Origin of the sequence: Campylobacter sp. 7477a (assembly GCF_014892335.1) — a bacterium.
Classification (GTDB): Bacteria; Campylobacterota; Campylobacteria; order Campylobacterales; family Campylobacteraceae; genus Campylobacter_A; species Campylobacter_A californiensis.
Window position 1 is genome coordinate 1 of the sequence record NZ_JADBJH010000011.1, and the last position, 24,472, is coordinate 24,472.

26 protein-coding genes, 1 tRNA gene and 1 pseudogene are annotated in these 24,472 nt (G+C 32.4%); 7 read left to right on the plus strand and 21 right to left on the minus strand.

The window, feature by feature from the left end; all coding sequences use genetic code 11:
* The first annotated feature begins 302 nt into the window (after positions 1 to 302).
* Entirely contained in the window at positions 303 to 548 is a 246-nt protein-coding gene (locus tag CCAL5182_RS06435; protein WP_336610546.1) for a hypothetical protein, read from the plus strand.
* 4 nt (positions 549 to 552) lie between these two features.
* Here CCAL5182_RS06435 and CCAL5182_RS06440 read toward each other — a convergent pair whose 3' ends face one another.
* A complete protein-coding gene (locus CCAL5182_RS06440; RefSeq protein WP_169935543.1) occupies positions 553 to 798 on the minus strand; it encodes a CBU_0592 family membrane protein in 246 nt (81 codons plus the stop codon).
* 121 nt (positions 799 to 919) lie between these two features.
* Here CCAL5182_RS06440 and CCAL5182_RS06445 point away from each other — a divergent pair, with 121 nt between their 5' ends.
* From CCAL5182_RS06445 to CCAL5182_RS06460, 4 genes are all read left to right on the plus strand, one after another.
* Positions 920 to 1,573, plus strand: coding sequence for an amino acid ABC transporter permease (locus CCAL5182_RS06445; RefSeq protein WP_336610547.1), 654 nt, complete (start codon positions 920 to 922; stop codon positions 1,571 to 1,573).
* Complete coding sequence (locus CCAL5182_RS06450) at positions 1,560 to 2,228, plus strand: amino acid ABC transporter permease (protein WP_169935539.1); 669 nt, start codon at positions 1,560 to 1,562, stop codon at positions 2,226 to 2,228. Before CCAL5182_RS06445 ends, CCAL5182_RS06450 begins: the two co-directional genes overlap by 14 nt.
* 10 nt (positions 2,229 to 2,238) lie before the next feature.
* A complete protein-coding gene (locus CCAL5182_RS06455; protein ID WP_194238990.1) occupies positions 2,239 to 2,973 on the plus strand; it encodes an amino acid ABC transporter ATP-binding protein in 735 nt (244 codons plus the stop codon).
* A 130-nt stretch (positions 2,974 to 3,103) separates the two neighbouring features.
* Positions 3,104 to 3,946 (plus strand): cysteine ABC transporter substrate-binding protein, encoded by an 843-nt coding sequence (locus CCAL5182_RS06460; protein WP_336610548.1) that lies wholly within the window; start codon positions 3,104 to 3,106, stop codon positions 3,944 to 3,946.
* Between the two features lie 58 nt (positions 3,947 to 4,004).
* Here CCAL5182_RS06460 and CCAL5182_RS06465 read toward each other — a convergent pair whose 3' ends face one another.
* From CCAL5182_RS06465 to CCAL5182_RS06485, 5 genes and pseudogenes are all read right to left on the minus strand, one after another.
* Positions 4,005 to 4,796: a DNA-methyltransferase gene (locus CCAL5182_RS06465; protein ID WP_169935535.1), complete on the minus strand. Its 792-nt coding sequence runs from the start codon at positions 4,794 to 4,796 to the stop codon at positions 4,005 to 4,007.
* Positions 4,797 to 4,819: 23 nt separating this feature from the next.
* Complete coding sequence (locus tag CCAL5182_RS06470; protein ID WP_336610549.1) at positions 4,820 to 5,254, minus strand: hypothetical protein; 435 nt, start codon at positions 5,252 to 5,254, stop codon at positions 4,820 to 4,822.
* Positions 5,251 to 6,261: pseudogene (locus CCAL5182_RS06475) on the minus strand (DNA adenine methylase). The gene CCAL5182_RS06470 and the pseudogene CCAL5182_RS06475 overlap by 4 nt, the downstream one beginning before the upstream one ends.
* A complete protein-coding gene (gene argH / locus CCAL5182_RS06480; RefSeq protein WP_336610550.1) occupies positions 6,258 to 7,640 on the minus strand; it encodes an argininosuccinate lyase in 1,383 nt (460 codons plus the stop codon). The pseudogene CCAL5182_RS06475 and the gene argH overlap by 4 nt, the downstream one beginning before the upstream one ends.
* A gap of 59 nt (positions 7,641 to 7,699) precedes the next feature.
* Positions 7,700 to 8,545, minus strand: a complete 846-nt coding sequence (locus CCAL5182_RS06485; protein WP_336610551.1) for an AraC family transcriptional regulator — start codon at positions 8,543 to 8,545, stop codon at positions 7,700 to 7,702.
* Positions 8,546 to 9,540: 995 nt separating this feature from the next.
* On the opposite strand from CCAL5182_RS06485, the gene CCAL5182_RS06490 reads away from it, so the two are divergent.
* On the plus strand, positions 9,541 to 9,861 hold the full coding sequence (locus tag CCAL5182_RS06490; protein ID WP_336610552.1) for a hypothetical protein: 321 nt from the start codon (positions 9,541 to 9,543) through the stop codon (positions 9,859 to 9,861).
* A 320-nt stretch (positions 9,862 to 10,181) separates the two neighbouring features.
* Here the strand turns inward: CCAL5182_RS06490 and CCAL5182_RS06495 are convergent.
* The 3 genes from CCAL5182_RS06495 to ppa form a co-directional block, all read right to left on the minus strand.
* A tRNA-Ile gene (locus CCAL5182_RS06495) sits at positions 10,182 to 10,258 on the minus strand.
* 79 nt (positions 10,259 to 10,337) lie between these two features.
* Positions 10,338 to 10,505 carry a hypothetical protein gene (locus CCAL5182_RS06500; RefSeq protein ID WP_169971547.1) on the minus strand — a complete coding sequence of 56 codons (168 nt, stop codon included), beginning with the start codon at positions 10,503 to 10,505 and terminating at the stop codon, positions 10,338 to 10,340.
* A 30-nt stretch (positions 10,506 to 10,535) separates the two neighbouring features.
* Complete coding sequence (ppa, locus tag CCAL5182_RS06505; RefSeq protein WP_169935518.1) at positions 10,536 to 11,054, minus strand: inorganic diphosphatase; 519 nt, start codon at positions 11,052 to 11,054, stop codon at positions 10,536 to 10,538.
* 158 nt (positions 11,055 to 11,212) lie between these two features.
* On the opposite strand from ppa, the gene CCAL5182_RS06510 reads away from it, so the two are divergent.
* Positions 11,213 to 12,148, plus strand: a complete 936-nt coding sequence (locus tag CCAL5182_RS06510; protein ID WP_336610553.1) for a sugar transferase — start codon at positions 11,213 to 11,215, stop codon at positions 12,146 to 12,148.
* 25 nt (positions 12,149 to 12,173) lie between these two features.
* Here CCAL5182_RS06510 and CCAL5182_RS06515 read toward each other — a convergent pair whose 3' ends face one another.
* Genes CCAL5182_RS06515 through CCAL5182_RS06570 form a run of 12 tightly spaced genes read right to left on the minus strand, consistent with a single transcriptional unit; the run spans position 12,174 to position 24,472 of the window.
* A complete protein-coding gene (locus CCAL5182_RS06515; RefSeq protein WP_169971545.1) occupies positions 12,174 to 13,154 on the minus strand; it encodes a lipopolysaccharide biosynthesis protein in 981 nt (326 codons plus the stop codon).
* Between the two features lie 2 nt (positions 13,155 to 13,156).
* Entirely contained in the window at positions 13,157 to 14,287 is a 1,131-nt protein-coding gene (locus tag CCAL5182_RS06520) for an NAD-dependent epimerase/dehydratase family protein (RefSeq protein ID WP_336610554.1), read from the minus strand.
* Positions 14,277 to 14,858: an acyltransferase gene (locus tag CCAL5182_RS06525; protein ID WP_170000233.1), complete on the minus strand. Its 582-nt coding sequence runs from the start codon at positions 14,856 to 14,858 to the stop codon at positions 14,277 to 14,279. Before CCAL5182_RS06525 ends, CCAL5182_RS06520 begins: the two co-directional genes overlap by 11 nt.
* Positions 14,855 to 15,655 (minus strand): glycosyltransferase family A protein, encoded by an 801-nt coding sequence (locus CCAL5182_RS06530; RefSeq protein WP_336610555.1) that lies wholly within the window; start codon positions 15,653 to 15,655, stop codon positions 14,855 to 14,857. Before CCAL5182_RS06530 ends, CCAL5182_RS06525 begins: the two co-directional genes overlap by 4 nt.
* Before the next feature lie 55 nt (positions 15,656 to 15,710).
* Positions 15,711 to 16,736, minus strand: coding sequence for a glycosyltransferase (locus CCAL5182_RS06535; protein WP_336610556.1), 1,026 nt, complete (start codon positions 16,734 to 16,736; stop codon positions 15,711 to 15,713).
* Positions 16,733 to 18,232, minus strand: a complete 1,500-nt coding sequence (locus tag CCAL5182_RS06540) for an oligosaccharide flippase family protein (RefSeq protein ID WP_336610557.1) — start codon at positions 18,230 to 18,232, stop codon at positions 16,733 to 16,735. The genes CCAL5182_RS06535 and CCAL5182_RS06540 overlap by 4 nt, the downstream gene beginning before the upstream one ends.
* Positions 18,225 to 19,232, minus strand: coding sequence for a glycosyltransferase family 2 protein (locus CCAL5182_RS06545; RefSeq protein ID WP_336610558.1), 1,008 nt, complete (start codon positions 19,230 to 19,232; stop codon positions 18,225 to 18,227). The genes CCAL5182_RS06540 and CCAL5182_RS06545 overlap by 8 nt, the downstream gene beginning before the upstream one ends.
* A complete protein-coding gene (locus CCAL5182_RS06550; RefSeq protein WP_336610559.1) occupies positions 19,229 to 20,227 on the minus strand; it encodes a glycosyltransferase family 10 domain-containing protein in 999 nt (332 codons plus the stop codon). Before CCAL5182_RS06550 ends, CCAL5182_RS06545 begins: the two co-directional genes overlap by 4 nt.
* Positions 20,224 to 21,225, minus strand: a complete 1,002-nt coding sequence (locus tag CCAL5182_RS06555) for a CgeB family protein (RefSeq protein WP_336610560.1) — start codon at positions 21,223 to 21,225, stop codon at positions 20,224 to 20,226. The genes CCAL5182_RS06550 and CCAL5182_RS06555 overlap by 4 nt, the downstream gene beginning before the upstream one ends.
* The gene (rfbH, locus tag CCAL5182_RS06560; protein WP_336610561.1) at positions 21,222 to 22,553 is read right to left on the minus strand and encodes a lipopolysaccharide biosynthesis protein RfbH; all 1,332 of its coding nucleotides are present in this window, start codon (positions 22,551 to 22,553) and stop codon (positions 21,222 to 21,224) included. Before rfbH ends, CCAL5182_RS06555 begins: the two co-directional genes overlap by 4 nt.
* The gene (locus CCAL5182_RS06565; RefSeq protein WP_336610562.1) at positions 22,554 to 23,477 is read right to left on the minus strand and encodes an NAD-dependent epimerase/dehydratase family protein; all 924 of its coding nucleotides are present in this window, start codon (positions 23,475 to 23,477) and stop codon (positions 22,554 to 22,556) included.
* Entirely contained in the window at positions 23,474 to 24,472 is a 999-nt protein-coding gene (locus tag CCAL5182_RS06570) for an NAD-dependent epimerase/dehydratase family protein (RefSeq protein ID WP_336610563.1), read from the minus strand. Before CCAL5182_RS06570 ends, CCAL5182_RS06565 begins: the two co-directional genes overlap by 4 nt.

Genomic DNA, 24,472 nt, shown 5'->3' on the forward strand with positions numbered 1-24,472 from the left:
TCAAGTCTTGATATGACTATCAAGGTATATGCTCGCTTCATTAAAGACGAGCATTTGAAAATTGATAGGGGCTTGAAGATGTTTTAAACACTCCCAAAACCACTTTAGAGGCATTTAAAATGAGAGTAAAAAGCTTGATTTTATTTTAGCACTGTCATTTTAAATGCAAGTTACTGTCAGTTTTAACGCGTGGATACAAATTTTACAGACAATTTATAAAAATGACAGCCTTGCTAATCGGTGTCTAGGCGACGCTTACTTACACACTTGCCTTTGAAGCGACAAAAACAAAGGCTAAAAATGTGACGCCTTGTGAGGTAAAAAAGCATGGCATGGATGAAAACGGCGTGATAGATGCCAAGAGTATTATATGTGGTGCAAAGCCAGTGAATGAAACTACAAGATATCTTGAGCCTAAGGCTTTGGATGAAAAGTGCTTTACAGGCACAACCTATCTTTACTCTAGCTGTCACACAAACAGCAACACTGCGTCAAACCAAAGCCCGTTTATAAGTATCACGGCTAAATTTCCACGGTATAACGCGTAAGCTCTTATCGTTTTCTTTCTCTTAAAATTTTATAAATCCCATAAAGCGTTATGCCTATCCAAAAAACCTCTATCAAAAATGAGCCTAGGTTAAAATGAACACAAAGCGACACGATAAGCAAGACTGCTCCGATCAAATTTATAACCTGAAAACGCATGCTGTTGGCGTCCACTCGTCCGAGTTGAAGTAAAAAATATGCTCCAACAACGCAGAGCATGCCCAAAAATCCAATAAATTGAAAAATATCCACATTAACTCCCGAAAAAAGTTTGTATCTTATCAAAATTTAGCTTTAGTAATTCCGTAAAAGATAAATTTAGTATTTTTTGGATAAAATCAGTCTTTTTAAATTTACTTCAGTTTGGAAAATTATGGATTTTGATTTTATTGCTAAATTTTATCCTATGTATATAAAAGCCGGCATTTTAACGCTTGAACTAGCGTTTTTGGGTATATTTTTCTCTATCACTATAGGCATTTTATGTATGGCGATTAGATATTTTCACATTAAGCCTTTAAAACCGCTAGTAACGGGATACATCGAGCTAAGCAGAAACACCCCTCTTCTTATCCAGCTTTTCTTTTTATACTACGGCTTGCCAAAACTTGGTATAAATTTAAGCTCATTTTCATGTGCGGTTATCGGACTTGCCTTTTTGGGCGGAAGTTATATGGCAGAAAGTTTTAGGCTAGGATACGAGTCGGTAAGAATATCGCAAATCGAAGCAGGACTTAGCATCGGACTAAATAAAACGCAAATTTTATACCATATCGTCTCGCCGCAAGCCTTTAGAGTAGCGCTTCCAAACATCAGTGCAAATGTGATATTTTTACTAAAAGAAACCTCGATCGTAAGCATAGTTGCATTAGCTGACCTTGTCTATGTCGCAAAAGATATCATCGGACTTTATTATAAGACAGATGAGGCACTGTTTATGCTAGTGATGAGCTATCTAGCCATCATATTGCCTATCTCGTTTGCCTTAAGCATATGGGAAAAAAGGATGGCAAATGCAAGGAGTTAATATACTTTTTGAACAAGAAACTCTAATGCGCCTCATGCAAGGCTTGCTAGTAAGCCTTGAAATTTCGGTCATTTCTATTATTATTTCTGTTTTTGGCGGCTTGGTGCTTGGCGTTTTAATGAGCCTAAAAAACAAACCACTTTATTGGCTACTTAAAATTTGCCTTGAGATAGTGCGCATAATGCCAACCATCGTTTGGCTTTTTATATTCTATTTTGGTCTTACAAGGGCTACGGGGATGCATATTAGCGCGTTTATGGCCTCGCTTTTAGTTTTTAGCGTATGGGGAGTTTTTGAGATGATGGATATCGTGCGCGGCGCAGTCGTCTCCATACCAAAACACCAGTTTGAAAGTGCACAGAGTCTAGGACTAAGCAAATTTAAAATTTACACTTATGTTATCGTGCCTTTGGCGTTTCGTAGGCTGGTTCCTGGAGCCGTAAATTTACTTAGTCGTATGATAAAAACAACGTCTATTGTTGTGTTAATTGGTGTTGTAGAAGTTGTAAAAGTAGGTCAGCAAATCATCGAACGACACGTATTTACAAACAATATGGCGCCGTTTTGGGTTTATGGTTTTATATTCTTTTTATATTTTATAATCTGCTATCCAATCTCTAAATTTTCAAAAAAATTAGAAGAGCGTTGGGGCTAAGGAGTAAAATTTGGACTATATTTTAGAGCTTAAAAACGTTAATAAATTTTATGGATCATCACAGGCTTTACATGATATAAATTTACAAGTAAAACAAGGTGAAGTCGTAGTTCTTCTAGGACCTTCGGGATGTGGTAAAAGCACAACTTTAAGATGTATAAACGGACTTGAGAGTATAGCTAGCGGCGAGATAATCATAGCCGGCGATACAGTGACAAAAGACTATAAAAACTGGACAAAAATGCGCCAACGCGTGGGAATGGTCTTTCAAAGTTATGAACTTTTTGACCACATGAATGTGCTTGAGAATATCATGCTAGGTCCCATAAAAGCCCAGGGCAGAAACAAAGAAGAAGTAGAAAAAGAAGCAGATATGTGGCTTGAAAAAGTCGGCCTTAGCGATAAAAAATTTGCCCGTCCAAAAGAGCTTAGTGGCGGTCAAAAACAACGTATCGCTATCGTAAGGGCGCTTTGCATGAACCCGGAACTAATGCTATTTGACGAGGTTACGGCAGCACTTGATCCTGAAATCGTCCGAGAAGTGTTAGATGTCATACTAAATTTAGCCAAAGAGGGCATGACGATGCTAATCGTAACCCACGAAATGGACTTTGCCCGCGCAGTTGCGGACAGGATTGTATTTATGGATGGCGGACACATAATTGAACAAAACACGCCTGAAAAATTCTTTTCAAATCCAAAAACCGAACGCGCTAAAAAATTCTTAAATTTATTTACATTCTAGTCAGATAACGGCAAATTTTTTATTATTTTGCCGTTATTTTTTACATTATATTTATTTTTTAAATTTTTAAACTTCTTTTTAGTAAATTTCTAATACTATTTTGGTCTTATTTTAACACAAGGAGAAAGAGATGAAGAAAATTATTTTTTCATTTTTAGCACTTATCGCTACCGTCTTTCTAACGGGTTGTGGTAATGACAAAGTTGCCGATGCGCAAAATGACGCACTGGCTAAAATAAAAGAGCAAGGATTTGTTCGTATAGGCGTTTTTAGCGACAAACCACCGTTTGGCTATATCGGTAAAGACGGCAAAAACGAAGGCTATGACGTTTACTTTGCAAAACGTATCGCAAAAGACTTGCTAGGAGATGAAAACAAGGTAAAATTTGAACTTGTAGAAGCTGCAAGCAGAGCTGAATTCTTAGTTGCAAACAAAGTTGATATAATCATCGCAAACTTCACCAAAACACCCGAACGTGCACAAATAGTTGATTTTGCATTGCCATATATGAAAGTTAGCCTTGGTATAGTTAGTCCAGACGGCGCTCTTATAAAAGACATAAGTGAACTAAAAGGCAAAAAACTGATCGTAAACAAAGGCACAACTGCCGATGCTTATTTTACTAAAAATCACCCAGATATAGAGCTTTTAAAATTTGACCAAAATACAGAAACATTTGGCGCGTTGCTTGATGGTCGTGGTGCTGCTTTAGCTCATGATAACGCCCTACTTTTTGCATGGGCAAAAGAAAATCCAGGTTTTAAAGTTGGAGTTGAAGCTCTTGGAGATATCGACGTGATCGCTCCTGCAGTTAGAAAAGGGAACAAAACTTTACTTGAGTGGATAAACAACGAGATAGCAGAACTTGCGAAAGAAAATTTCTTCCATAAAGCTTACGATGCAACACTTAAACCAATTTACGGCGATAGTGTAAATCCTGAATCTTTAGTCGTTGAAGGCGGCAAACTTTAATAAAAGGAGCTCTTGCTCCTTTTATCTATCCTGAAGTCATAAACAATTAATACAAATCTTAATATTTTATAAAGCTTTCAACGCAATTACAATGGAGCCTTTGCAGAATAGCATCATAATATCTCTCATCTTTTTCTATGCCGATAAATTTTCTATCGTATCTTTTTGCTATAAACGGAGTCGTTCCGCTCCCTGCAAATGGGTCAAGCACTATATCGCCAACATTTGAAAAGCCTAAAATTATGCGTTTTAATAGCTCCTCCGGTTTTTGCGTCGGGTGCAAAGCCTTGCCGCTATTTTCGTCTTTTAGTCGCTCCTTGCCTTGACAAAGCGGGATTTGCCACACGTCTCTAAGCTGTTTTTTGGAGCCATCTTTTTGTCTATCAGGATTTAGTTCTTTTAAAATTTCATAGTTAAAAACCCAACCGCTTCCTTTGACCGCCCATACTACGAATTCCGTCGTGTGGGTCAAAACTCGCCTTGTTAAATTCGGCATTGCGTTTGTTTTTTGCCACGTGATTATGTTTTTTATCTCAAATTTGCTATGCTTTAAAGCCGTAATCGCTTCAGCGATATTGTGATAGCTACAAGCGATAAAAATAGATCCGTTATCTTTTAATGTTTTACTACAAAGCTCCACCCATTCGTGAGTAAATCGCTCGTATTTATCGCTATCCATTTTATCCCAAGCTTCATTTACCATAAAATAATCACCGCCAGTTTTATTATTTATAAGTTTTAGCCCGTTACCAGATAGATTATATGGCGGATCGGCAAATACAAGCTGAACGCTTTTTGGTTTGATTGTTTTTAAAATTTCAATACAATCTCCGTGATAAATTTTGTTCATATCAAGCTTTTATTATCTCGCTTTTAATTTAACCAATAAAATTTAATATGATAAATTATATTATCACTTTGTATATGTTTAACACACCCAATCCCTATAAAATTTTCTACATCATATTCATCTATATAATAAACTTTTATTATATCTTCGTAACTTAACTTTATAGGAGAGTTGTTTTTAAATAAAAAACACCCTTGTAACTCTTTTTTTAAATCCTCTAATGGAAGTTTTTCAAACATATTATAAGTTAAAAAATATTTTTGATTACAATTGTGTATATACCCAACTAAAAGCGTTATAATAACAATAGATATAAATATAACAAGAATAAGCCATTTTATACTTAATACTGAATTTATATCAATACAAAGAGTAACTATTGATGATAAAAATCCTGCAGTAGCGATAGATACTGAAAAGATGTGTTTTTTAAAATAATCAACAATACTTTTTATCATTTATCGACCTTTACAAAAAACACTCTCTCAAAATTATTATCTCGTCTTGTGTTGCCTACGTTAAATTCCCTATGTTTTTGCTCAAAAATTTTAACTTTTCCTCTAGCACCCAAAATTCGCACTATATCTTCATCGCTGATTTTCGCATTACTTCTGTGGTTTCCTTTATTTGCCATATTGTTGTATGAAAAAAGTATAAATTTACACTTTGCATTTTGCACTAAATCCGCAAAAAGCTTTGTCGCATTTACGCCGCTATATCCGCTTTTTATCTTGCTTCTATCAAATTTTTTAGCCACTCCAAATACTTGCGGTTTGCTCCAAAGTGCCAAATTTTCAAGTAGATGATAGCTATCGCTATATTGTCTTGAATTATATGGTGGATCAAGATACAAAACTTCGCAACTTATCCGTTTTATTAGCTCATTTGCGTTAAGTTTGTAAATTTCGTTTTCTTTGTTATTTTGCCTGTTGATTTGCGGCAACAAAAGCTCAAATTTACGCTCTTTTATCTCTTTTTTGATATACGCGTCGTAGTGCCCGACGGTGTTTGCTATCTTATCTATGGCATAAATTAGCGAAGTTATAAGTATAAATTTCTCTTGTTCGTTTATCTTTTTTGCTTTATATAAATTTTCAATTTCTTCTCTTATTAGACCTATTTTTACGGCATTTTATAAGCTAAAATAAAGGTTGCCGAAATTTGACGAGAAATAGTTGTCTTTTTTGCTTTTTAGCCCGTTTAATTTTTTTAATATTTCTAAAATTTTGCTCTCATCAAATTTTTCAATCCCTAAAAACGTGTTTAAATTTACAAAATTATGATAAAGCAAATCATTTGATATTATTTTATTATCAGGTTTATTAAAATACTCACCCACAACGCCGCTTCCTGCAAATATATCGCAAAATTCTGCGAAATTTCCTATTTCATTTTGCACTATTTCGCCGATGAAGGGCAAAATTTTAAATTTATTTCCAAGATAGCGTCGTTGGTGGATTTTCAAAATTTTAACCAGCTTTCTATCTCATCTATCTGCACTTGCACACTAACATTTGCCGTGCCGCCTTTTGAGCTTCTAGCCTCTTTTGACGCATTTAGATCTAGAAATTTCACGGCATCAGCACTTAAGCTCTCATCTATACTTGAAAGCTGTTCGCCTGTTAGTTCGCTTAGATCTACGCCCAAATTTTCAGCATACGCCACGGCTTTGCCCGTGATAAAGTGTGCGGTTCTAAACGGCACGTTTTTCTCACGCACAAGATAATCAGCCAAATCCGTCGCACTCAAATGTCCTTTTTTAGTAGCTTTTAGCATATTTTGCTCGTTAAATTTAGCCTCTTTTAGCATCTCATTTAGTATATGCACGGACGTGAGTGCGGTATGGACACTATCAAATACACCCTCTTTATCCTCTTGCATATCTTTATTGTAAGCAAGTGGAAGTCCTTTCATAGTGGTTAAAAGTGCTATCAAGTTGCCATTTACGCGTCCTGTTTTACCGCGTATCAGCTCTGCTACATCTGGATTTTTCTTTTGCGGCATTATCGAGCTTCCTGTTGAGTATGTATCGCTTATCGTTACGAAGCCAAATTCTTGCGAACTCCACAAAATAAGCTCCTCGCAAAGCCTTGAGGCGTGTGTCATCAAGACACTTACATTAAATAAAATCTCAAGTGCAAAATCGCGATCAGATACACTATCCATCGCATTTTGCGTAGCACCTTTAAAGCCAAGCTCACGTGCCGTCATATCCCTATCTATCTTGTGTGGAGTGCCTGCAAGTGCGGCAGAGCCTAGCGGAGATAGATTATTTCGCTCAACAGAGCTTAAAAAACGCTCAAAATCGCGTCTAAACATAAATGCATAAGCCATCAAATGATAAGCAAGGCTAACAGGCTGTGCGTGCTGAAGGTGCGTAAAACCTGGCATCAGCGTGTCTTTATGCAACTTTGCAATATTTGCTAGTGTGGCAATGAAAGCGCGTAGTTCAGCCATTATCTCCTTGCCGCTTCTTAACACGAAAAGGCGAAAGTCAAGAGCTACTTGATCATTTCTGCTACGCGCGGTGTGAAGCCTACCGCCAAGCTCCTTGCCAATGATCTCACTTAGGCGCTTTTCCACACTCATATGGATATCTTCATCCTCTATCTTAAACTCAAATTTACCACTCTCTATCTCGGCTAAAACCTCATCAAGCCCTTTGATGATAGCCTCAGCCTCGTTTTGCTTTAAAATCCCGCAACTTCCAAGCATTTTTGCGTGCGCCTTAGAGCCGGCGATATCCTCACGGTATAAATTTTTATCAAAGCCGATAGATGCGTTAAATTCCTCTAAAAGCCTGCTACTCTCACCCGAAAATCTCCCCGACCACATCTTTTTCATAACTTTTCCTTTGTCAAATTTAAAAGCGTTATTGTATAAAATTTAAGCTAAAAAAGCGCTCACGCCACACCGGTGCGCAAAATTTCACTATGCGTCTTTGGCGGAACGCCAAACATCCTGGCATACTCGCGACTAAATTGCGAAGGACTCTCGTATCCCACGTCAAATGCAACCTGTGCAACGCCGATCCTTTTGTTTGCCAGCAAGTTTTTAGCCTCCTCTAAGCGGATCTTTTTTTGAAAGGCAAGCGGAGATAGCGACGTGATAACTTTGAAATTTTGATAAAGTGAAGACTCGCTCATATCATAACAGCGCGCAAGCTCTTTAACGCTTAGCTTCTCTTTAAAATCGTTTTTTATCTTAGCGATAACTCGTGAAATTTTATTAGATACACTGCCTTGCATCGCAAATTTGCTTAGGAAATACCCGCTTTTGTCGTTTGTTACAAGGGTATAGAGTATCTCTTTTTTTGCAAGGTCCGCTAGATAGTTTATCTTTGATTTTGGCTTTTCAAGTAGCCAAACAAGCTTTAAAACCGGCTCTAAAATTTCATCAGTTAGCTCGCTAAAAAATACACCTTTCTCACTTTTTTCACTCTTTTGTAAACTTCCTTCGTTTATATCTACGCTTTTTAGCACCTCATAGACCTCTTCAAGGCTAAATTTTAACGCCAGCGAGATATACGGCTGCTCCTTTGAAGCTTGTGAAATTCGCACTTTTAATGGCACGTGAGTAGATGAGAGAAGATAGGTGTTTTCATCATATCCGTACATATCGTCACTAAAGCCCACTGCTTTAGCTCCTTGTAGAATTATACATAACGATGGTTCGTTTATCACGCTTAAAAAATCATGCGTAGTATCACTGATATAAAAATTAAGTGAGCCGATATCACTTTTAGCCAAGCCGTTTATGCCGTATTTTCCAAGCAGAAATTCTTTTGTTTGTTTTTTAAGTTGTTTTTATTAGTCATCTTTCCCCTCTCTTTAAATTTTACAAAATTATAGCTAATTTTAGTAAATTTGTAGAATTAGGCATAAAGTTATAAATTTTTAATAAACGCGGTGTCATTTTATAACATAGCAATCAAAAAGAAAGAAAATTTAAAATTTTAATCTAAAAACAAGTATTATATGCTTAGAATAATAAATAACACTATTGCGTTAAGTCAGAAAAATGATATAATCGAGGAACAATATGGGAAATAAATTAAGAGTGCGATTCGCGCTCGCTAAAAAGTTAATTACAATCTACCTATTTACCCATATTGCTTTATAATTTATGGAACTAAATCAACTCAACTCACTGAAAAATATCTCAACAAGCTTCAATGTTCCAATAGACTTTCTACAGTCAATCTTATATAATAAACACAATAAAGAATATATTGAAATTTTTAACATACCAAAGAAAAATCCAAAACAAATAGAGAAATATAGAGAAGTTATAAAGATAAATACCCCATATAATATATTTTACAAAGAGTTTCTTTTTAATATCGAATAAGAAATAAAGCAAAATCAAGACCATTTTATCAGCGATATAGCACATGGTTTTATAAAAAATAAAGGCATACTAACAAATACACAAACGCATTTAAATAAAATATGCATTGACCTAAGAAGTGGATTAACGGATACATAAAAAACAAGCTTTTTCATTACTGCGAAGACAATATGTCAATAAGAGAAAAGTATATTTCAATACTCAGAGAATTAAATATTGAAGCTCAAATAATGTTTAAATCAGAAGATAAATCAATTGATGAAATGAGCAAAGAAGTCTATCAAAGCAACTACTACACTTTATTTAATTGTTTGATAAAAATGTATTAAGAAGATATAGAAATAATACAAACATTATAACCTTTGAGGAAAATTCAAAAATTTCAGCAACAAGATTGCAACAGATTGTTTTAGAAAGAAAAGATTTTCCCAACCACCATAATAATAAAAGTGACAAAGACGACATTTTGCTATCCATCCCAGACTACATTTTAGGGATATTAAGAGACTGCATGAAAGAAGACTTTTCCCAAAGAATAAAAAAACCAAAACCAGGACAGCGATTATACGAAGATATAAATTTGTATAAAATTTCAGACAAAATTAGATTCATTGCAGATTTAACAAATGGTCGATTTTTCACTAGGCAAAATAAAGATAAGGCGGATTGTTTAAAAATCAATGAACATATACATAAAAATCGTAACACAACTTGACACATATGCTAATGGATATCAATCCAAAACACACATAAAAAACCACGATAAACCAAGTATATAATAAAACCCAGTAATCATCTACAATGAGCAGATATTTTAAAAATCAACAAAACAAGGCGGATTGTTTAAAAATCAATGAACATATACATAAAAATCGTAACACAACTTGACACATATGCTAATGGATATCAATCCAAAACACACATAAAAAACCACGATAAACCAAGTATATAATAAAACCCAGTAATCATCTACAATGAGCAGATATTTTAAAAATCAACAAAACAAAGTTAAAAGATAATAAAGAGAAAAAGTAGTGGTGGGTTCACCAGGACTCGAACCTGGGACCATCCGGTTATGAGCCGGATGCTCTAACCAACTGAGCTATGAACCCGCCAGTTGAATTGAAGTTGTAATTATACACGAAGAAAGCTTATTAAAAACTAAAATTTAAAAAAATTTAGTAAAAAATTTCAACGCTCATGCCTTGTGGCGTTTTTATCGACAAAATGAAATTTTGTATCTGTATTTTGTGAAAAACCACTGTAATTTTGGCTTTTACCGCCATGCATATCGATAATGCCCTTTTGACTAGAGATCAGTAGCGAAATAAAAATAGATAAAATAATTAAAGTTCTCATATATTTAGCCCCAAATTTGGGGCTTTTGTATTATTTATAGTTTTTTATCGCAGAGTCTAGTATAGCTTGTGCTTCGCTAGCACCTTTAAATTCTTTGACCTTAACCCATTTGTTAGGTTCTAAAATTTTATATGTTTCAAAGAAATTTTTAACCTTATCAAGTGTCGCTTTTGGCAAGTCTTCGTAAGATTTTATCGCGTCATATCTAGGGTCGATCTTACTAACAGGCACAGCAAGAAGCTTTTCGTCCATACCGGCTTCATCTTCCATGACCAAAACGCCGATCAGGCGACAAGGTATCACACTGCCCGCTTGAAGAGGATATTCATTTAGCACTAAAATGTCAGCCGGATCGCCGTCAGCTGCTAATGTGTTTGGCACAAAACCGTAGTTTGCAGGATAAAACATGGCCGAGTAAAGCACTCTGTCAACTACCACTGCACCACTTTCTTTATCTATCTCGTATTTTATATTTGAACCATAAGGTATCTCTATAACTGCGTTTATTTTATCCGGATTTGAACCGACTTTTATCTTTGAAATGTCCATTTTGTTCCTTTATAGTTAATATGATCCAAAATACTAATACAAACTTGCTTTTAATCTAATAAAGTCACCATTTGTTGCCTTTTTATTTACATCAAAACATCTTTATAATATAATACCATTTGGTTTTCTTATGTTTAAACTAGGAGTATATTTTGTCTTTGCTGATTTTAGGAAATAAATATAAATTTGATCAACTAGACATTGATAGATTGATGTTTAAATTTCAAAATATAGATTTCGTAAAATACCGCGACAGACCGTCAAGGGAGGTAAGAAAAGAGCTAGAAAGCTTACTGGAGGATAAGCCATATAAATACATAGTCATAAACACAAAAGCCTCCGTGGATCCAAAAATGATAAAATACCTAACTCTTTTGCAATTTAGACTTCAACATAAACGCATAAAAATCATCACTATAGAACGACTACTGGAAAAATATCTATACAAATGCTATATCCCGGATGATGATAGGGATTTAAATTTTTTAAGCGACATAGAACCATATAATACCATAGAATACGCAATGAAAAGAGCTATTGACTATTTTGGTTGCATGCTACTAGTTTCTGTCCATTTTTTCATCAAACCGTATATTAAGAAAAAAACAAGAGAGCAATCTCCCGGGAAAATATACTTCGCGCAAAAAAGAGTAGGCATAAACAACCGTGAATTTAGCTGCATAAAATATCGCTCAATGTCACTGGATGCCGAAAAAAATGGTGCTCAATTTGCAACAGATAACGACGAAAGAGTATTTAAATTTGGTGACTTTATGCGAAAAACAAGAATAGACGAGATACCTCAATACAAAAATGTATTATGCGGCGAGATGCACCTTATAGGTCCAAGACCGGAACGTAGACACTGGATAAATATATTCGAAAAAGAGATACCATACTATAACGAACGCCATTTGGTGCGACCAGGCATTACTGGCTGGACACAAGTAAACTACCCATACGGCGCTAATTCGTATGATGCCAAGCAGAAGCTAATGTATGATCTTTATTATATAAAACACTGGTCGCTATGGCTGGAGATAAGGACTATCATAAAAACAATATTGGTAATTTTAGGCAAAAAAGGTATATAGGCTTTTTATTTAGGCGACTAGCCATCTATGAAAATATACACTTAATCCAATTGTTTAACGAGTATTTATCATAAATATCTTGCCTAATATTAACATAAGGCATATTTAAAAAACAATCATTTATTATAGGTTTTTTTCTATCTATCACCAATATATTTAACTCATTATAAAAATCATATTTTTTAATGCTTGAGTTGGTGGTTATAAATTTCTTGCCAGCTCCAAGCATTTCAATAGTTCTCATCGTTAAACCTTTTTGGCTTGGATGCTCTATATCTATTACCGCCTTAGAGTCACCAATTATACTTAGTAGCTCATCCTTGCTTAAAGAATTAAAGTGGATGTCGTTTTGGTCTATACTCTTAAAGCTACCTTTAAACAATCTTTGTAGCCCAAACAATAACCTATTTGGTGAATAAAAATAATGAAATACCTTAAAATCTTTTTCCAGCTTCTTTACAATAGGATATCTATCGCTATGAATAGTACCAACGAAAGATATATCATACTGTGGGCTTTTAGTAGCATGCTTTAAATTTTTATAATCGTCAACATAAAATAGCGGCAGGAACTGTATTTTTTTATCAACGTTAATATCATCCGGATCAAATGTAAAAAATTTATCTGCTACGCCAAGCAATTCAAATCCATTTTTTTTATTTTTTATAGAGTCCCACATATAAACATAAGTTTTAATATCAGGATGTAATGATTTTATATTATTAACCAATTCACTATTGATGGTTTCTGGAGAGACCAAAAACAGATAGTCGATCTTTAATTTTTTAGTCTTAAGGGTAATATCACCATAGTATTTATATATGCTTTTCTTGATAAAAAATTTAAAATTAAGACGAATAAAAACCTTTGTTAAAAAATCATTCTTAGGTCTTTCATCAAAATATATTACACTTGCGCCAAAGTTTTCCAACTCTTTTTTTATTTTATTTTCATAACCAAAGAATTTTGGAGCCAATAGCAGAATCGTTTTACCATCTAGATTCATAACTATTTATAAAGTCCTTTCTTTTTCATCTCTTCTATACTTTTTTCATAATTATCTTCGACAGTCTCCTGTGCATTTACCCAAGATGTAAATCTTTGCATCCCCTCTTCAAAACTCACCCTTGGCTCAAACCCAAGCTTGTTTTTTATCTTAGTCAAATCAGCATAATTATCCTTTATATCCCCAAGCCTATAATTGCCAGAAATGGTTATCTTAGAACTGCTTTTATAGGCCTTAACCAATGTATTTGCAACAGTATTAACATCTACGGCTTTCCCTAAGCCCACATTAAAAACTTCATAATTGGCTTCATCTTTTTCTATGCCTAAAATAGTAGCCTCAACAACGTCATCCACATAAACAAAGTCCCTACTCTCTTTGCCATCTTCAAATATATTGATATCATTTCCATTTTTTATACGAGTTGAAAAGATAGATAGTATCCCCGTATATGGATTGCTTAACGATTGCCCTGCTCCATATACATTTTGATATCTAAAAGCGACGGCTGGTATATTTAAGGATTTACCCATTAACATAAACATCTGCTCTTGCACTTGTTTTGTGATGCCATAGATAGAACTTGGATGTATTTTACTCTCTTCGTCAGTGGCAAGAAGTTTAGCGTTTTCTCCACATACGGGACATTTTACAGCAAAGTCACCCCTTGACATATCCCTATCTTTTCTTTCATTCGGATATACTACACCACACTTTTTGCATTCGTATTTTCCCTCGCCATAGATAGACCTAGATGATGCCACTACCATTTTCTTTACACTGTGTTTTTCGTTTGCCAAAATATCTAGAAAAATAGAAGTACCTTTTATGTTCACATCGGTATATTTTTTTATCTCATACATAGACTGACCAGTTCCTGTTTCAGCTGCTAGATGGACTACGACATCAACACCATCAAGCGCCTTTTTCCAATCATCATAGTTTAAAACTGTGCCTTTTATAAAATTCACTTTATCCTTAATGCTCTCATAAAGTGGTGAGTAGTCTCCGTGTATTTGAGGCGAAAGGTTATCCAAAACCGTTACACTATACCCTTTTTCTAATAGCTTTAAACTAAGATTTGATCCTATAAAACCAGCTCCACCTGTTATTAAAACATTTTTATATCTCATCTATAAATTCTCCTTTTTTATCTGTTTTTCTCCATATTTTAGCTTCCTCATCATATCTCTTTACTATCCTAGCAGGAATACCGACTATAACACAGTAATCAGGGAAATGTCCCCGTACAACCGCATTTGCGCCAACTACGCACTGCTTTCCAAGTATGGTACCCGCTTGTATAACCGCACCATATCCTATAAAACAGTTTTCGCCTATACATGTTTCTTTGATTATATTTTTTTGATCCAAGATATGCTCGTTAATCTCTTGATAGTCATGGTCAATATTTGTAATCATAACATTTTCTAAAATAGTTGTATTTTTTTCAATCACCAAGTTTGATGCGGAAGTAACATGTAAATTTTGACCTACAGATATATTTTCCTCAAAAGTTATAGAAGCATCATTGCCAACAACTTCGATCCTAGCTCCTGGAAAAATCCTAACTTTTTTATTTATAAAAATCCTCTTAAAATTTCCTATAAAAACAGGCTTTCCTATATATGATGGAAGTTCAAATTTGCCAAAAAATGGTTTATATAACAATCCCCTTAAAATCCAAAATAGCTTAAATATCATTTAGATATCCTTACTATAAGCATTCTTCTAATATATTTTGCAGTTAGCCATAAATAAAAACCAAAATATTCAAATAAATTTATTTGTTTTCTTTTTTTTGCTCCTTTTAAAGCCAAAATCTCACCTTCATACATTTTTGGCATATTTGCAGAAAGACCTGATTCTCCAAAACTTCTTTTTCCGCCACCTGTATATACCAAAAATTCATTTAAAACATAAATTTTTGTTTTACTAGCGCACCTAAGCCAAAAATCGCTATCCTCTGCGCCAACTAATTTCTCATCATATCCTCCAACCTCAAAAAAAAGACTTTTATGAAACATTACAGTGGGAGTGCTTGGCCACCATTTAAATAATATCTCTTTTGAGCTTACACTATATAGCCTTTTTTTTGACTTTCCAAAAAATGGATATACTTCATTGTTTCTATTAGTCCCTATAAATTTTATATCAGTATTTTTAATAATCTCATCTATTTGTTTTTGTATTTTATCAGGAAGCCAAATATCATCAGAATCAAGCAATGCTATCCATTCGCCAAGTGACTCCTTGATGCCTACATTTCTAGCACTAGATGCACCACCATTTTTTTTGTTTATGAGTTTTAAAGTCTTGTTTGTTTTATTGTTTGCAATAATTTCTTCTACTATTTTTTCACAACCATCGGTTGAGCCGTCATTTACAACAACTATTTCCATTGGTTCCTTATAGGTTTGATTTAATACTGACTCGATAGTCTTCTCAATAGTGTCTTTTGAGTTGTACATCGGAATAATTACTGTTATATTTTGCATCATATTTTTACAACTCTCTTTATGATATAGCGCATAAATAGATATATTTCATTTTTACTCACACTCTTCTAAACCGCATGTTTATCAACTTTTCCCTTAAAAAACCAGGTAATACAAAATATCTCAATAATTTCACTACAATACCGACTACAATAAATTTAAAATTTTTTGTTGACTTTATTGATTCTATGAATATATCATAATCAAATACACTTAGTTTAAAATCAAATTCTCTTTTATTGGTCAATATTTGATTTACTGTTTTGCTTACTTCATCTTTAAAGCAAAAAAATTTATATTTTCTTTTGTGTGATTTTGACAGCTTATTTTTAAATTTATCATAATAATAATCCACAACATAGACTCCATCGCTTTTGTTTGTACTTAATTTTGTACGAAAAGTATAGCTGCTGGATGACTGTCTATAATTTATAAGAGGTTTTAAAATTGTACCAAATTTACCATACTCGCAAGTCCTAAACCAAAGATCAAGGTCAGCAGCTGTTCTAAAATTTTCTACATCATAACTTTTTATTTTATTTTTATAAATATCGGTTTTCATCATAACAGTTGGACAAACTATAAAATTACCTATTTCCAAAACTTTTTTTAACATTTCAATCTGATTATCTACAATAATATAGTTATTATTTTCAAGCAATAGTCCTTTTATAACATTTTGTTGCAACTTATTACAATTTTCATCTATTAAATTCATATCAGTAGATACAGCTACACATTCTTGGCGTTTTAATAAAAAACCAACTTGTTCTTCCACTATTGTTGGTTCATAAATATCATCAGAATGATACAGGGCGCCAAATTCACCCTCGAGATTTTGAATACACTTGTTAAAATTTCCCTCACCACCAATATTAATTTTATTTTGAAAAACTTGAATATTTTGGTATTTATTTTTATATTCTTTCAGTATTGGCATGCTATTGTCAGTGGATGCATTATCAAATATCTTTATAATAATATTTTTATATGTTTGTTTTACTAGGCTATCAAGAGTTTCTCTTATGGTTTTTTCGTTGTTGTAATTTGGTATACATATACACACTAGCGGTTGATTGCTCAATTGTTTTTCCTTGAGATTGCCTTTAATAAAAAATTTATGTCATTTGATTCTAACAATCTCCAACTAAATAATAAATAAAAAATAGAAACCATTATAAATATAATCATTTTATTAATAATATCCAGGTCTACACAAATAAAAGACAATAAAATTAAAGGAAAAACAATTAATAAAAAATGCTTCTTGCCATATTTCAAGTCGTATACTATTTCACCTTTTGTTGCCTTTTTTATAGCTTTTGGTAACAATAATAATACAAATAATGCCGACATAGCTGTACCCAAAGCCACACCCCCGATACCCAACAATTGTATAAGCACGATAGACAACAATAAATTAACTATGGCTTCTCCCCATGCTATATAAAGTATTTTATTGGCAAGATTCAAACTATATAATAAGGTAGCATACGTATTAACATAAGATAAAAAAAATCCATATAACCCCAAAGAAACAACCAGTAAATATCCTCCGAAGGCTTCATTTTTGCCTGTCCATAATATAACTATTTCTTTAGTAAAAAATATTAAAAATACACAAGTATATGCACCAAGTATGGGAAGAATTTTATGTATAGTAAATGTAAATTTTCTTATGGCATTCCAATCGTTATTTGCATAGGCATTACCATACATAGGTCCTATAACGCCATTTATAATAGCTGAAAATATGAATACGTATGTAAATATTTTAAATGCTATAGAATACGGTGTTACAAAATCTGGAGACAAAAAATGACTAATAATTAAATTATCAGCACTCCACACTAAACTTGCAGCAATCCCGACCTGAAAAAATGCAAATCCGCTCTTTAAAATATCACTGTAAGTTATTTCATGTGAGCCTTTTTCTTCCTTATTAAAATAGCCATATCCAAAAACTACATGAAAAACCGAAATAATATTCACAATAAGCTGCCCAGATAACCACAATAACACAAAAAATAAAATTCCTAAATCCAAATAAACCACAACCAAGGTGATAATAAAACCAGCGATTGCTGTAATTATACTATAAACCTCAGTGATATAAACCATATTTATACCAGTAAAGAATTGCATATATAGGCCCAAAGGTAATTTTATCAGGGTAAAAATAATAAATATAATAAACATACTTTTAGTTATCTGTATAAATTTTTCATCTATATTGCCAAGTATGACTATTATCCATACATCATCAAAATACAAAATAAAAATAAAAAGTATCAAAAAGAAAAAAGATATAGCACCCAATAGAAAAAAAGACTTCTTTAATATCTGATATTTTTCATTTTTATTTGAAGTTTTAGCGACCAAGGTTGTCATCGCAGCTGGTATTCCAAAAGAAATAGTATGAATATATCCCGTGAGGCCTAATATTAATACCCATATTCCATAATTTGTTGTTCCGAAATAGTTCAATAATAACGGAAGTGATATGATGCCTGTAACAATCGTGGTTATTTGTCTTATATAGCTATAGGATACTCCTTTAAAAAAAAGTTTTTTAGACATTATTTAAAACTTTTCGCATCAATTTTAAAAATTTCCAAATCATCCTAGGTATAATAATTAGTCTATTTGGCAGTAATAGCAAAGGTATAACAAATAACCAGAAAAAATAATCATATTTAAATATTTTAAACAAATCACTAAATAGCTTTTTGCCAATCTTTAGCCCGTAACTTTTTGATTGAACAACTGCACCTATTAATGCCAATCTTGATTGAGAATATTCTAGTCTATTTACTACTTCTTTATCATATCCCATTTTAAGCATAGATCTGATAACATTTATATGCAAAAGCAAAAGCAAAAGCAAATAGCTATTAGTTTTAGTCCACCAGCCATCTTTTTCTCTATATAATGTAAAGTATGGATAGGCAAGAAGTAGTGTTTTGCTGTTATTATTTAAAGCGATTATATTTAATATTCTTTCAATATGACACCAGCCATTCACAACAAGATCCTTATCGATAACTTGTAGCCACTTTTCCCTATTGATAATATTTGATGAAACTGCTGAGCCATATTTGTTATATTTAAAATTATTTTTTCCCTCCAATAAAACATCATTATCAAAATCAAATACTCTCTTATTAGTTATAGAGCATCTACTTTCATCATATATATCAAAATCCAACAAAATATTTTCGTATTCAATGTCATTGTCTAGCTTTTTCAAGAGCCTAGACAATGAATCCATTTTTACTCTCTCACCGCATCCTAAAAACCATACATATTTTCCATTTGATCTTTTCACTATAGCATCAATGTTTCCATCATAGCCTATATTTACTTTATTGCAATGATACTGTATTATGCAATCATTTGAAAAACTTTTTACTATTTCTAAAGTTTTATCTATTGATTTATTATCAGAAACCAAAATTTCAATTTTATTTTTCTCGAATACACCCTGCAAAGAATCAATAATGCTTTGTAATGTTATTCCAATATATAATTCACCATTATAAACAGGTATACCAATTGTAATTAGCGGTCTATCTGTCATAAAATATTCTCTGTTAAATTTTTTACAAAAAACTCGCTGCTAAATTTATATGCTTTTTCACTATTTAAAAACAACTCTATGCTTTCTAAATATTGCATATAAACCTCATCGCTCATATTTTTAATATATTCATATAAATCCTCATAGCTATCAAAATTTCTTTTATCCACAAAGCATTCTTTTGGAATATGTTCTGTGATATTATCTGCCCCCCAATAGATAGGCACACAACCAGCAAAAAAGCAATCAAATATTTTTTCTGTTACATAACCAGGAATATCTCTTGCATTTTCATAGCAAATAGCAAATTTATATTTTTCCAAGACTTCTTTCTTAGAATCAATTTTGCCTTTATAGCTTATGCAGTTTGGTTTAAACGCCCTGGATAATCCTAGCTTCCTAAACAAAAAATTAATATATCTGTTTTTTATAGTAAATTCATCCCAGCCAATACCATAAAAATCAAAATCATTCGGATGATTTTTTTCAAACCATCTTATAGCTTCAACTCTTTTGCTATACAGCTCGAGATGGTGATTTGATATTTTGTTTCCTGCTACAAGCGTACAAAGCTTATCTTTTTTAAACAAATCCTTATTTATACTTTTTTGTATTATCTGGGCAAAATTAAATTTGAAATATTTTTTATTGTCAATAATATCATCTTTCCAAGTAAATATTTTGTCAAAATATTTATGCTTATTTAAATTCCAATTGTCAGGCCTAATAAGTTCGCTCTCGAAAATCAAAAGATATGATTTTTTACTATCATCTTCTTTTGGCATTATTTCCGGCATTTCATTATATATAACAATTTCTGAATCCTCTATGTTATTAATATCTTGAGTGGATAGCTCGTATCCATTTTTAAAAAATTCTTGCTTTAAAAGCCAAAATGGATGCATACAGTTATCCCTATTTATAACCCCGTCACTCAAATCAAAAAGTTTATTATTGCCATATAATTCATTAACTACAATGCAGGTTTTTTTCATTTTATCTGTTCCAGTATACTTTTAAATCTATGAATATAGCCATGGTGTTTAATGGATTTTTCATGGCCATATTTTTTTATAGTTTCTCTTTCATTTTCGTTTTTAAGATAATGCTTTATTAATAGCTCAGCCTCATCAACATTATTATAACAAACAACTTCCTTGCCTATTTCGAAGTAGTTCTCGAGCGTTGGAACATAATCAGTTAATTGGAATCCATTAAAGTATGGTATTTCAAAATTTCTAGCCTTTACTTGGCTAATATTTTTACTGCCTTTTTTTAAAAAAGTTTTTATTGTATTGAAAAAGTTTTTTGGTTTATATGTCATATATCTAATGTCATAGCTTACACTATTGCTTATATTTAAATTTATTTTTGATGATATAAACAACTCATTCATATCATTAGCACTTAGAGGACCATTTTCCCAACCATTGCCAAATGCTTCTATTTTTATATCTCGTTTTTTAAGAGCATCTATAAACCACTTCCTATATGGGTGAAAACCGCCAACAAAAGATACATCATACTTATACTCTTTAAACTCCAGTATAATATGATTATTTACGGCAGCCCACTGGCTATAAATAATATTGTCTTGACCTACTTTTTTATATTTTGAAATAGAAAATTTATCTGTAGTAATGCAGTATGTAAAGTGATTTGCATATTTACATGTAAAATTATCAAACCTCCATTGATCATCACCAGACCAATTTATGGTTAAATATTTTGACTTAAGATAATCCAGTGTTTCTATTTCAAATTGATCCTGAAAAAGAGAAAATAAAATCAAATCAGGTTTAGTTTTATCGGCAAAAAATTTTAATCTTTGCTGCATTGGCTTTGTGTTTTGCAAGTATTCATCATAGTAGAACGCAATCACTTCATGACCAAGGTCTTCAAGTGATTTCTTAAAACCATCCTGACCTATGATATTAATTCCTCTTGATTTTATTCCATAATCATATTTCAAGTCTACATATAATATCTTCATTGTTTGCCACAAAACTCTCTTATTTTTTTTATCACATAGTCAATAGTATCATCCCCCATACCAGGATACACACCAACCCAAAGACTATCATTCATTATCTTATCTGTGTTTTTGAGCTCTCCAACAACTCTAAAGTCAATGCCATTTTGCAAATCTAAAAATAGTGGATGTCTTAGCATATTTCCAGCAAACAGGTTTCTTGTTTGTATATTTGCATTTTCCAAATACTCACTAAGCTCATTTCTACTAAATTTAGTGCCATCTTCAACTGTCATCATAAAGCCAAACCAGCTAGGCTCAGACAAAGGCTGTGGTTTTACCAAGATAAGTTCTTTTATATCTTTTAATCCATCATATAATCTTTGAAAATTCTCTTTTCTTTTGGCTACAAATGTTGGAAATTTCTCTATCTGAGCACAGCCAACGGCTGCTTGCATATCTGTTGCTTTAAGATTAAAACCAAAATGAGAATAGACATATTTATGGTCATACCCCAAAGGAAGCTCTCCAAATTTTTGAGAAAAGCGTTTTTTACAGGTATTATCCACGCCACTTTCGCACCAACAGTCACGCCCCCAGTCCCTAATGCTAAGCATAATCTTTTTAAGCAAAGGATTGTTCGTATAAGTAGCACCACCCTCACCCATAGTCATATGATGCGGTGGATAAAAGCTACTAGTGCCTATATCCCCCCAAGTGCCTGTTGGTTTACCATCATATAGTGAGCCTAACGCATCGCAGTTATCCTCTATGAGCCAAAAATTATGTTTATCACAAAACTCTTTTATGGCTTTTATATTAAAAGGATTGCCAAGAGTGTGAGCTATCATAACGGCTTTTGTTTTTGGACTAAGCGCTTTTTCTAGCTCATTTACATCTATATTAAAACACTCTAACTCCATATCGACAAAAACAGGCACAGCTCCATACTGCACTATAGGAGTGACAGTAGTTGGAAATCCAGCCGCTACAGTTATAACCTCATCACCGCGCTTTATCTGACGTTCTTTTAAAAGAGGTGAAGTAAGCGTAAAAAACGCAAGTAAATTTGCCGAACTTCCGCTATTTACCAAAAACGCCCATCTTACGCCAAGCATCTTTGCAAACTCTTTTTCAAACTTCTTAGAGTACTCTCCATATGTAAGCCAAAAGTCAAGTGAGCTATCTACTAAATTCACCATCTCTTTTTCATCAAACACACGCCCTGCGTAATTTACTCTACTTTTTCCAGCTACAAATTCTTGCCGTGAGGCTACTTTATGCACTAGCTCATAATACTCTTTTGTTTTTTCTAAAATTTCTTGTTTTAACTGCTCTTGTTTTGTCATTTATTTTCCTTTCCAAATATTATTAATCTCTTTTAAATATGGATCATTTATAATACAATCCCTGTCTAACTTTTCAAGATTTTCCTTAAAATACTCTCTCATTTTTCGTATTGCATTTTTATGATGAGTAAATTCAAAATCTTTTAATTCTTTCATAATTCGCTCATTGTTTGAAGTGTATTCGTTATTTAAGCCTTCGTTTAAAACTTTTATTTCAGATTTAAAATCACTCACTTCATTTATTAAATTTGCAAGAGTAATTAAATCTATTTTTTTACCAGTAGTTGTATTATAAATCTTTTCTTTTGAATCATTGTAAACAAACCAATCAATCATTTTTATTAAATCATCGATATAAATATAATCAAAATATACGTTTTTATTTATAACTATTGGCAAATTAAAAAGATTTTTCACAATCGCATTGGATATGAATTTAAATCTATAATTTTCATACTCTCCGTAAGCTCCAAAAATCCTTAACTGAACTATCTTGCTTGATTTTTCAATATATTTTGAAGTTATTGATTTATAAAACCCATACTCATCTAATGGCTGAGAAATCAAATAGTCATCTTCTTTAACATTAACTATAGGTTTATGTTTGCCATATTCGGCTCCACTTCCAAATGATATGATTTTTTTTACATTTTTTTCATGCTTAGCAATATTAAAAAAAATTCTAAGATTATACTCTGTGATATTTTTTATATCAACAGTAGCCCTATCTCCACCACGATTTGCCAAGTGAATAATAATGTCAATTTTATTTGACATTATATAATCATCAACTGATATTTCGTTTGACAAATCAAGCTCTTTGCTTAATGGAGTAAAGAGCTTATATTTTGTATAATTTTTATTCAAGTACTCTTTTAAATGACTTCCAATAAAACCGTTTGATCCTGTTATAAATATATTCACTTATCAATATTCCATTTTATTGTTTTTTTCAAGGCTTCTTTAAAATTAACTTTAGTATCTACATCAAGTTCTTTTTTTGCGAATTCTATATCTGGCAAAAACACATCATCATTATCATTCATATTTAAAATCTCTATATCTATCCTATTTCCTAAAATATCTCTTATTACCAAGGCTAAATTTTCCAACGAAACACCTTCATCGCTCCCCAGGTTATAGGTATTATTGTGATTTTGGCTCACCAAAATGCCAAATAACCACTCAATCATGTCAGTAGGGTACATATAGCTTCTAATAGGTTTTCCATTGCCAACTATCTTAATTTTTTTAAATTTTATTGCATCGTGTATAAAATTATTGATAGCCCAAGGTTTTTGCAAACTCATAAAAGGTCCAATAAAGGAAAAAGGTCTTACTTGAACAATCGGTAACCTATAGAAAGTTTCATATGCTTTACATAAGGCTTCACTGTATCTCTTTGATTCAGAATATATTGATTTAACAGAAAAACAGTCAAGAGCACCAAAAGAATTTTCTTTTATTTTTTTATATGCACTATTTCCATAGATTTGACCAGATGATAAATTTATTACTTTCTTAACATTTTCCAGTTTAATAATACCATCCAGTAACTGTTTTGTGCCTATTGAAATAATATTCATTGTTTCAATAGGATTATTAATGTGCCAAATATTATCTGGAGTGCATGCAGCATGAATAACATAATTTATATTTTCAGGTAGCTCTTTAATATTTCTTATATCATTTTTAATAAAAAATATATTCCTACTTTGTTTTGCTATTTCGTTTATTTCTATATTGTCATTTCTAGCCAATAAATATAGTTTTATATTAAAATTATATTTATTATTCAAATATAGTACAAATTCCAAAATCCATCTACCAAAAAAACCAGTTCCACCAGTAGCCAGTATTTCACTATTTTTTAATTCTGAAAGTCTATCTAATTCAAACTGATTTAAATTAAAATACAT

What these genes read in the sequence shown, in the direction of transcription:
- CCAL5182_RS06445 (WP_336610547.1), top strand. Translation starts at nt 920, where the DNA reads ATGGATTTTGATTTTATTGCTAAATTTTATCCTATGTATATAAAAGCC.
- CCAL5182_RS06450 (WP_169935539.1), top strand. Translation starts at nt 1,560, where the DNA reads ATGCAAGGAGTTAATATACTTTTTGAACAAGAAACTCTAATGCGCCTC.
- CCAL5182_RS06460 (WP_336610548.1), top strand. Translation starts at nt 3,104, where the DNA reads ATGAAGAAAATTATTTTTTCATTTTTAGCACTTATCGCTACCGTCTTT.
- CCAL5182_RS06465 (WP_169935535.1), bottom strand. Translation starts at nt 4,796, where the DNA reads ATGAACAAAATTTATCACGGAGATTGTATTGAAATTTTAAAAACAATC.
- CCAL5182_RS06470 (WP_336610549.1), bottom strand. Translation starts at nt 5,254, where the DNA reads ATGATAAAAAGTATTGTTGATTATTTTAAAAAACACATCTTTTCAGTA.
- argH (WP_336610550.1), bottom strand. Translation starts at nt 7,640, where the DNA reads ATGAAAAAGATGTGGTCGGGGAGATTTTCGGGTGAGAGTAGCAGGCTT.
- CCAL5182_RS06500 (WP_169971547.1), bottom strand. Translation starts at nt 10,505, where the DNA reads ATGAGAACTTTAATTATTTTATCTATTTTTATTTCGCTACTGATCTCT.
- ppa (WP_169935518.1), bottom strand. Translation starts at nt 11,054, where the DNA reads ATGGACATTTCAAAGATAAAAGTCGGTTCAAATCCGGATAAAATAAAC.
- CCAL5182_RS06515 (WP_169971545.1), bottom strand. Translation starts at nt 13,154, where the DNA reads ATGAATCTAGATGGTAAAACGATTCTGCTATTGGCTCCAAAATTCTTT.
- CCAL5182_RS06520 (WP_336610554.1), bottom strand. Translation starts at nt 14,287, where the DNA reads ATGAGATATAAAAATGTTTTAATAACAGGTGGAGCTGGTTTTATAGGA.
- CCAL5182_RS06525 (WP_170000233.1), bottom strand. Translation starts at nt 14,858, where the DNA reads ATGATATTTAAGCTATTTTGGATTTTAAGGGGATTGTTATATAAACCA.
- CCAL5182_RS06530 (WP_336610555.1), bottom strand. Translation starts at nt 15,655, where the DNA reads ATGATGCAAAATATAACAGTAATTATTCCGATGTACAACTCAAAAGAC.
- CCAL5182_RS06540 (WP_336610557.1), bottom strand. Translation starts at nt 18,232, where the DNA reads ATGTCTAAAAAACTTTTTTTTAAAGGAGTATCCTATAGCTATATAAGA.
- CCAL5182_RS06545 (WP_336610558.1), bottom strand. Translation starts at nt 19,232, where the DNA reads ATGACAGATAGACCGCTAATTACAATTGGTATACCTGTTTATAATGGT.
- CCAL5182_RS06550 (WP_336610559.1), bottom strand. Translation starts at nt 20,227, where the DNA reads ATGAAAAAAACCTGCATTGTAGTTAATGAATTATATGGCAATAATAAA.
- CCAL5182_RS06555 (WP_336610560.1), bottom strand. Translation starts at nt 21,225, where the DNA reads ATGAAGATATTATATGTAGACTTGAAATATGATTATGGAATAAAATCA.
- rfbH (WP_336610561.1), bottom strand. Translation starts at nt 22,553, where the DNA reads ATGACAAAACAAGAGCAGTTAAAACAAGAAATTTTAGAAAAAACAAAA.
- CCAL5182_RS06570 (WP_336610563.1), bottom strand. Translation starts at nt 24,472, where the DNA reads ATGTATTTTAATTTAAATCAGTTTGAATTAGATAGACTTTCAGAATTA.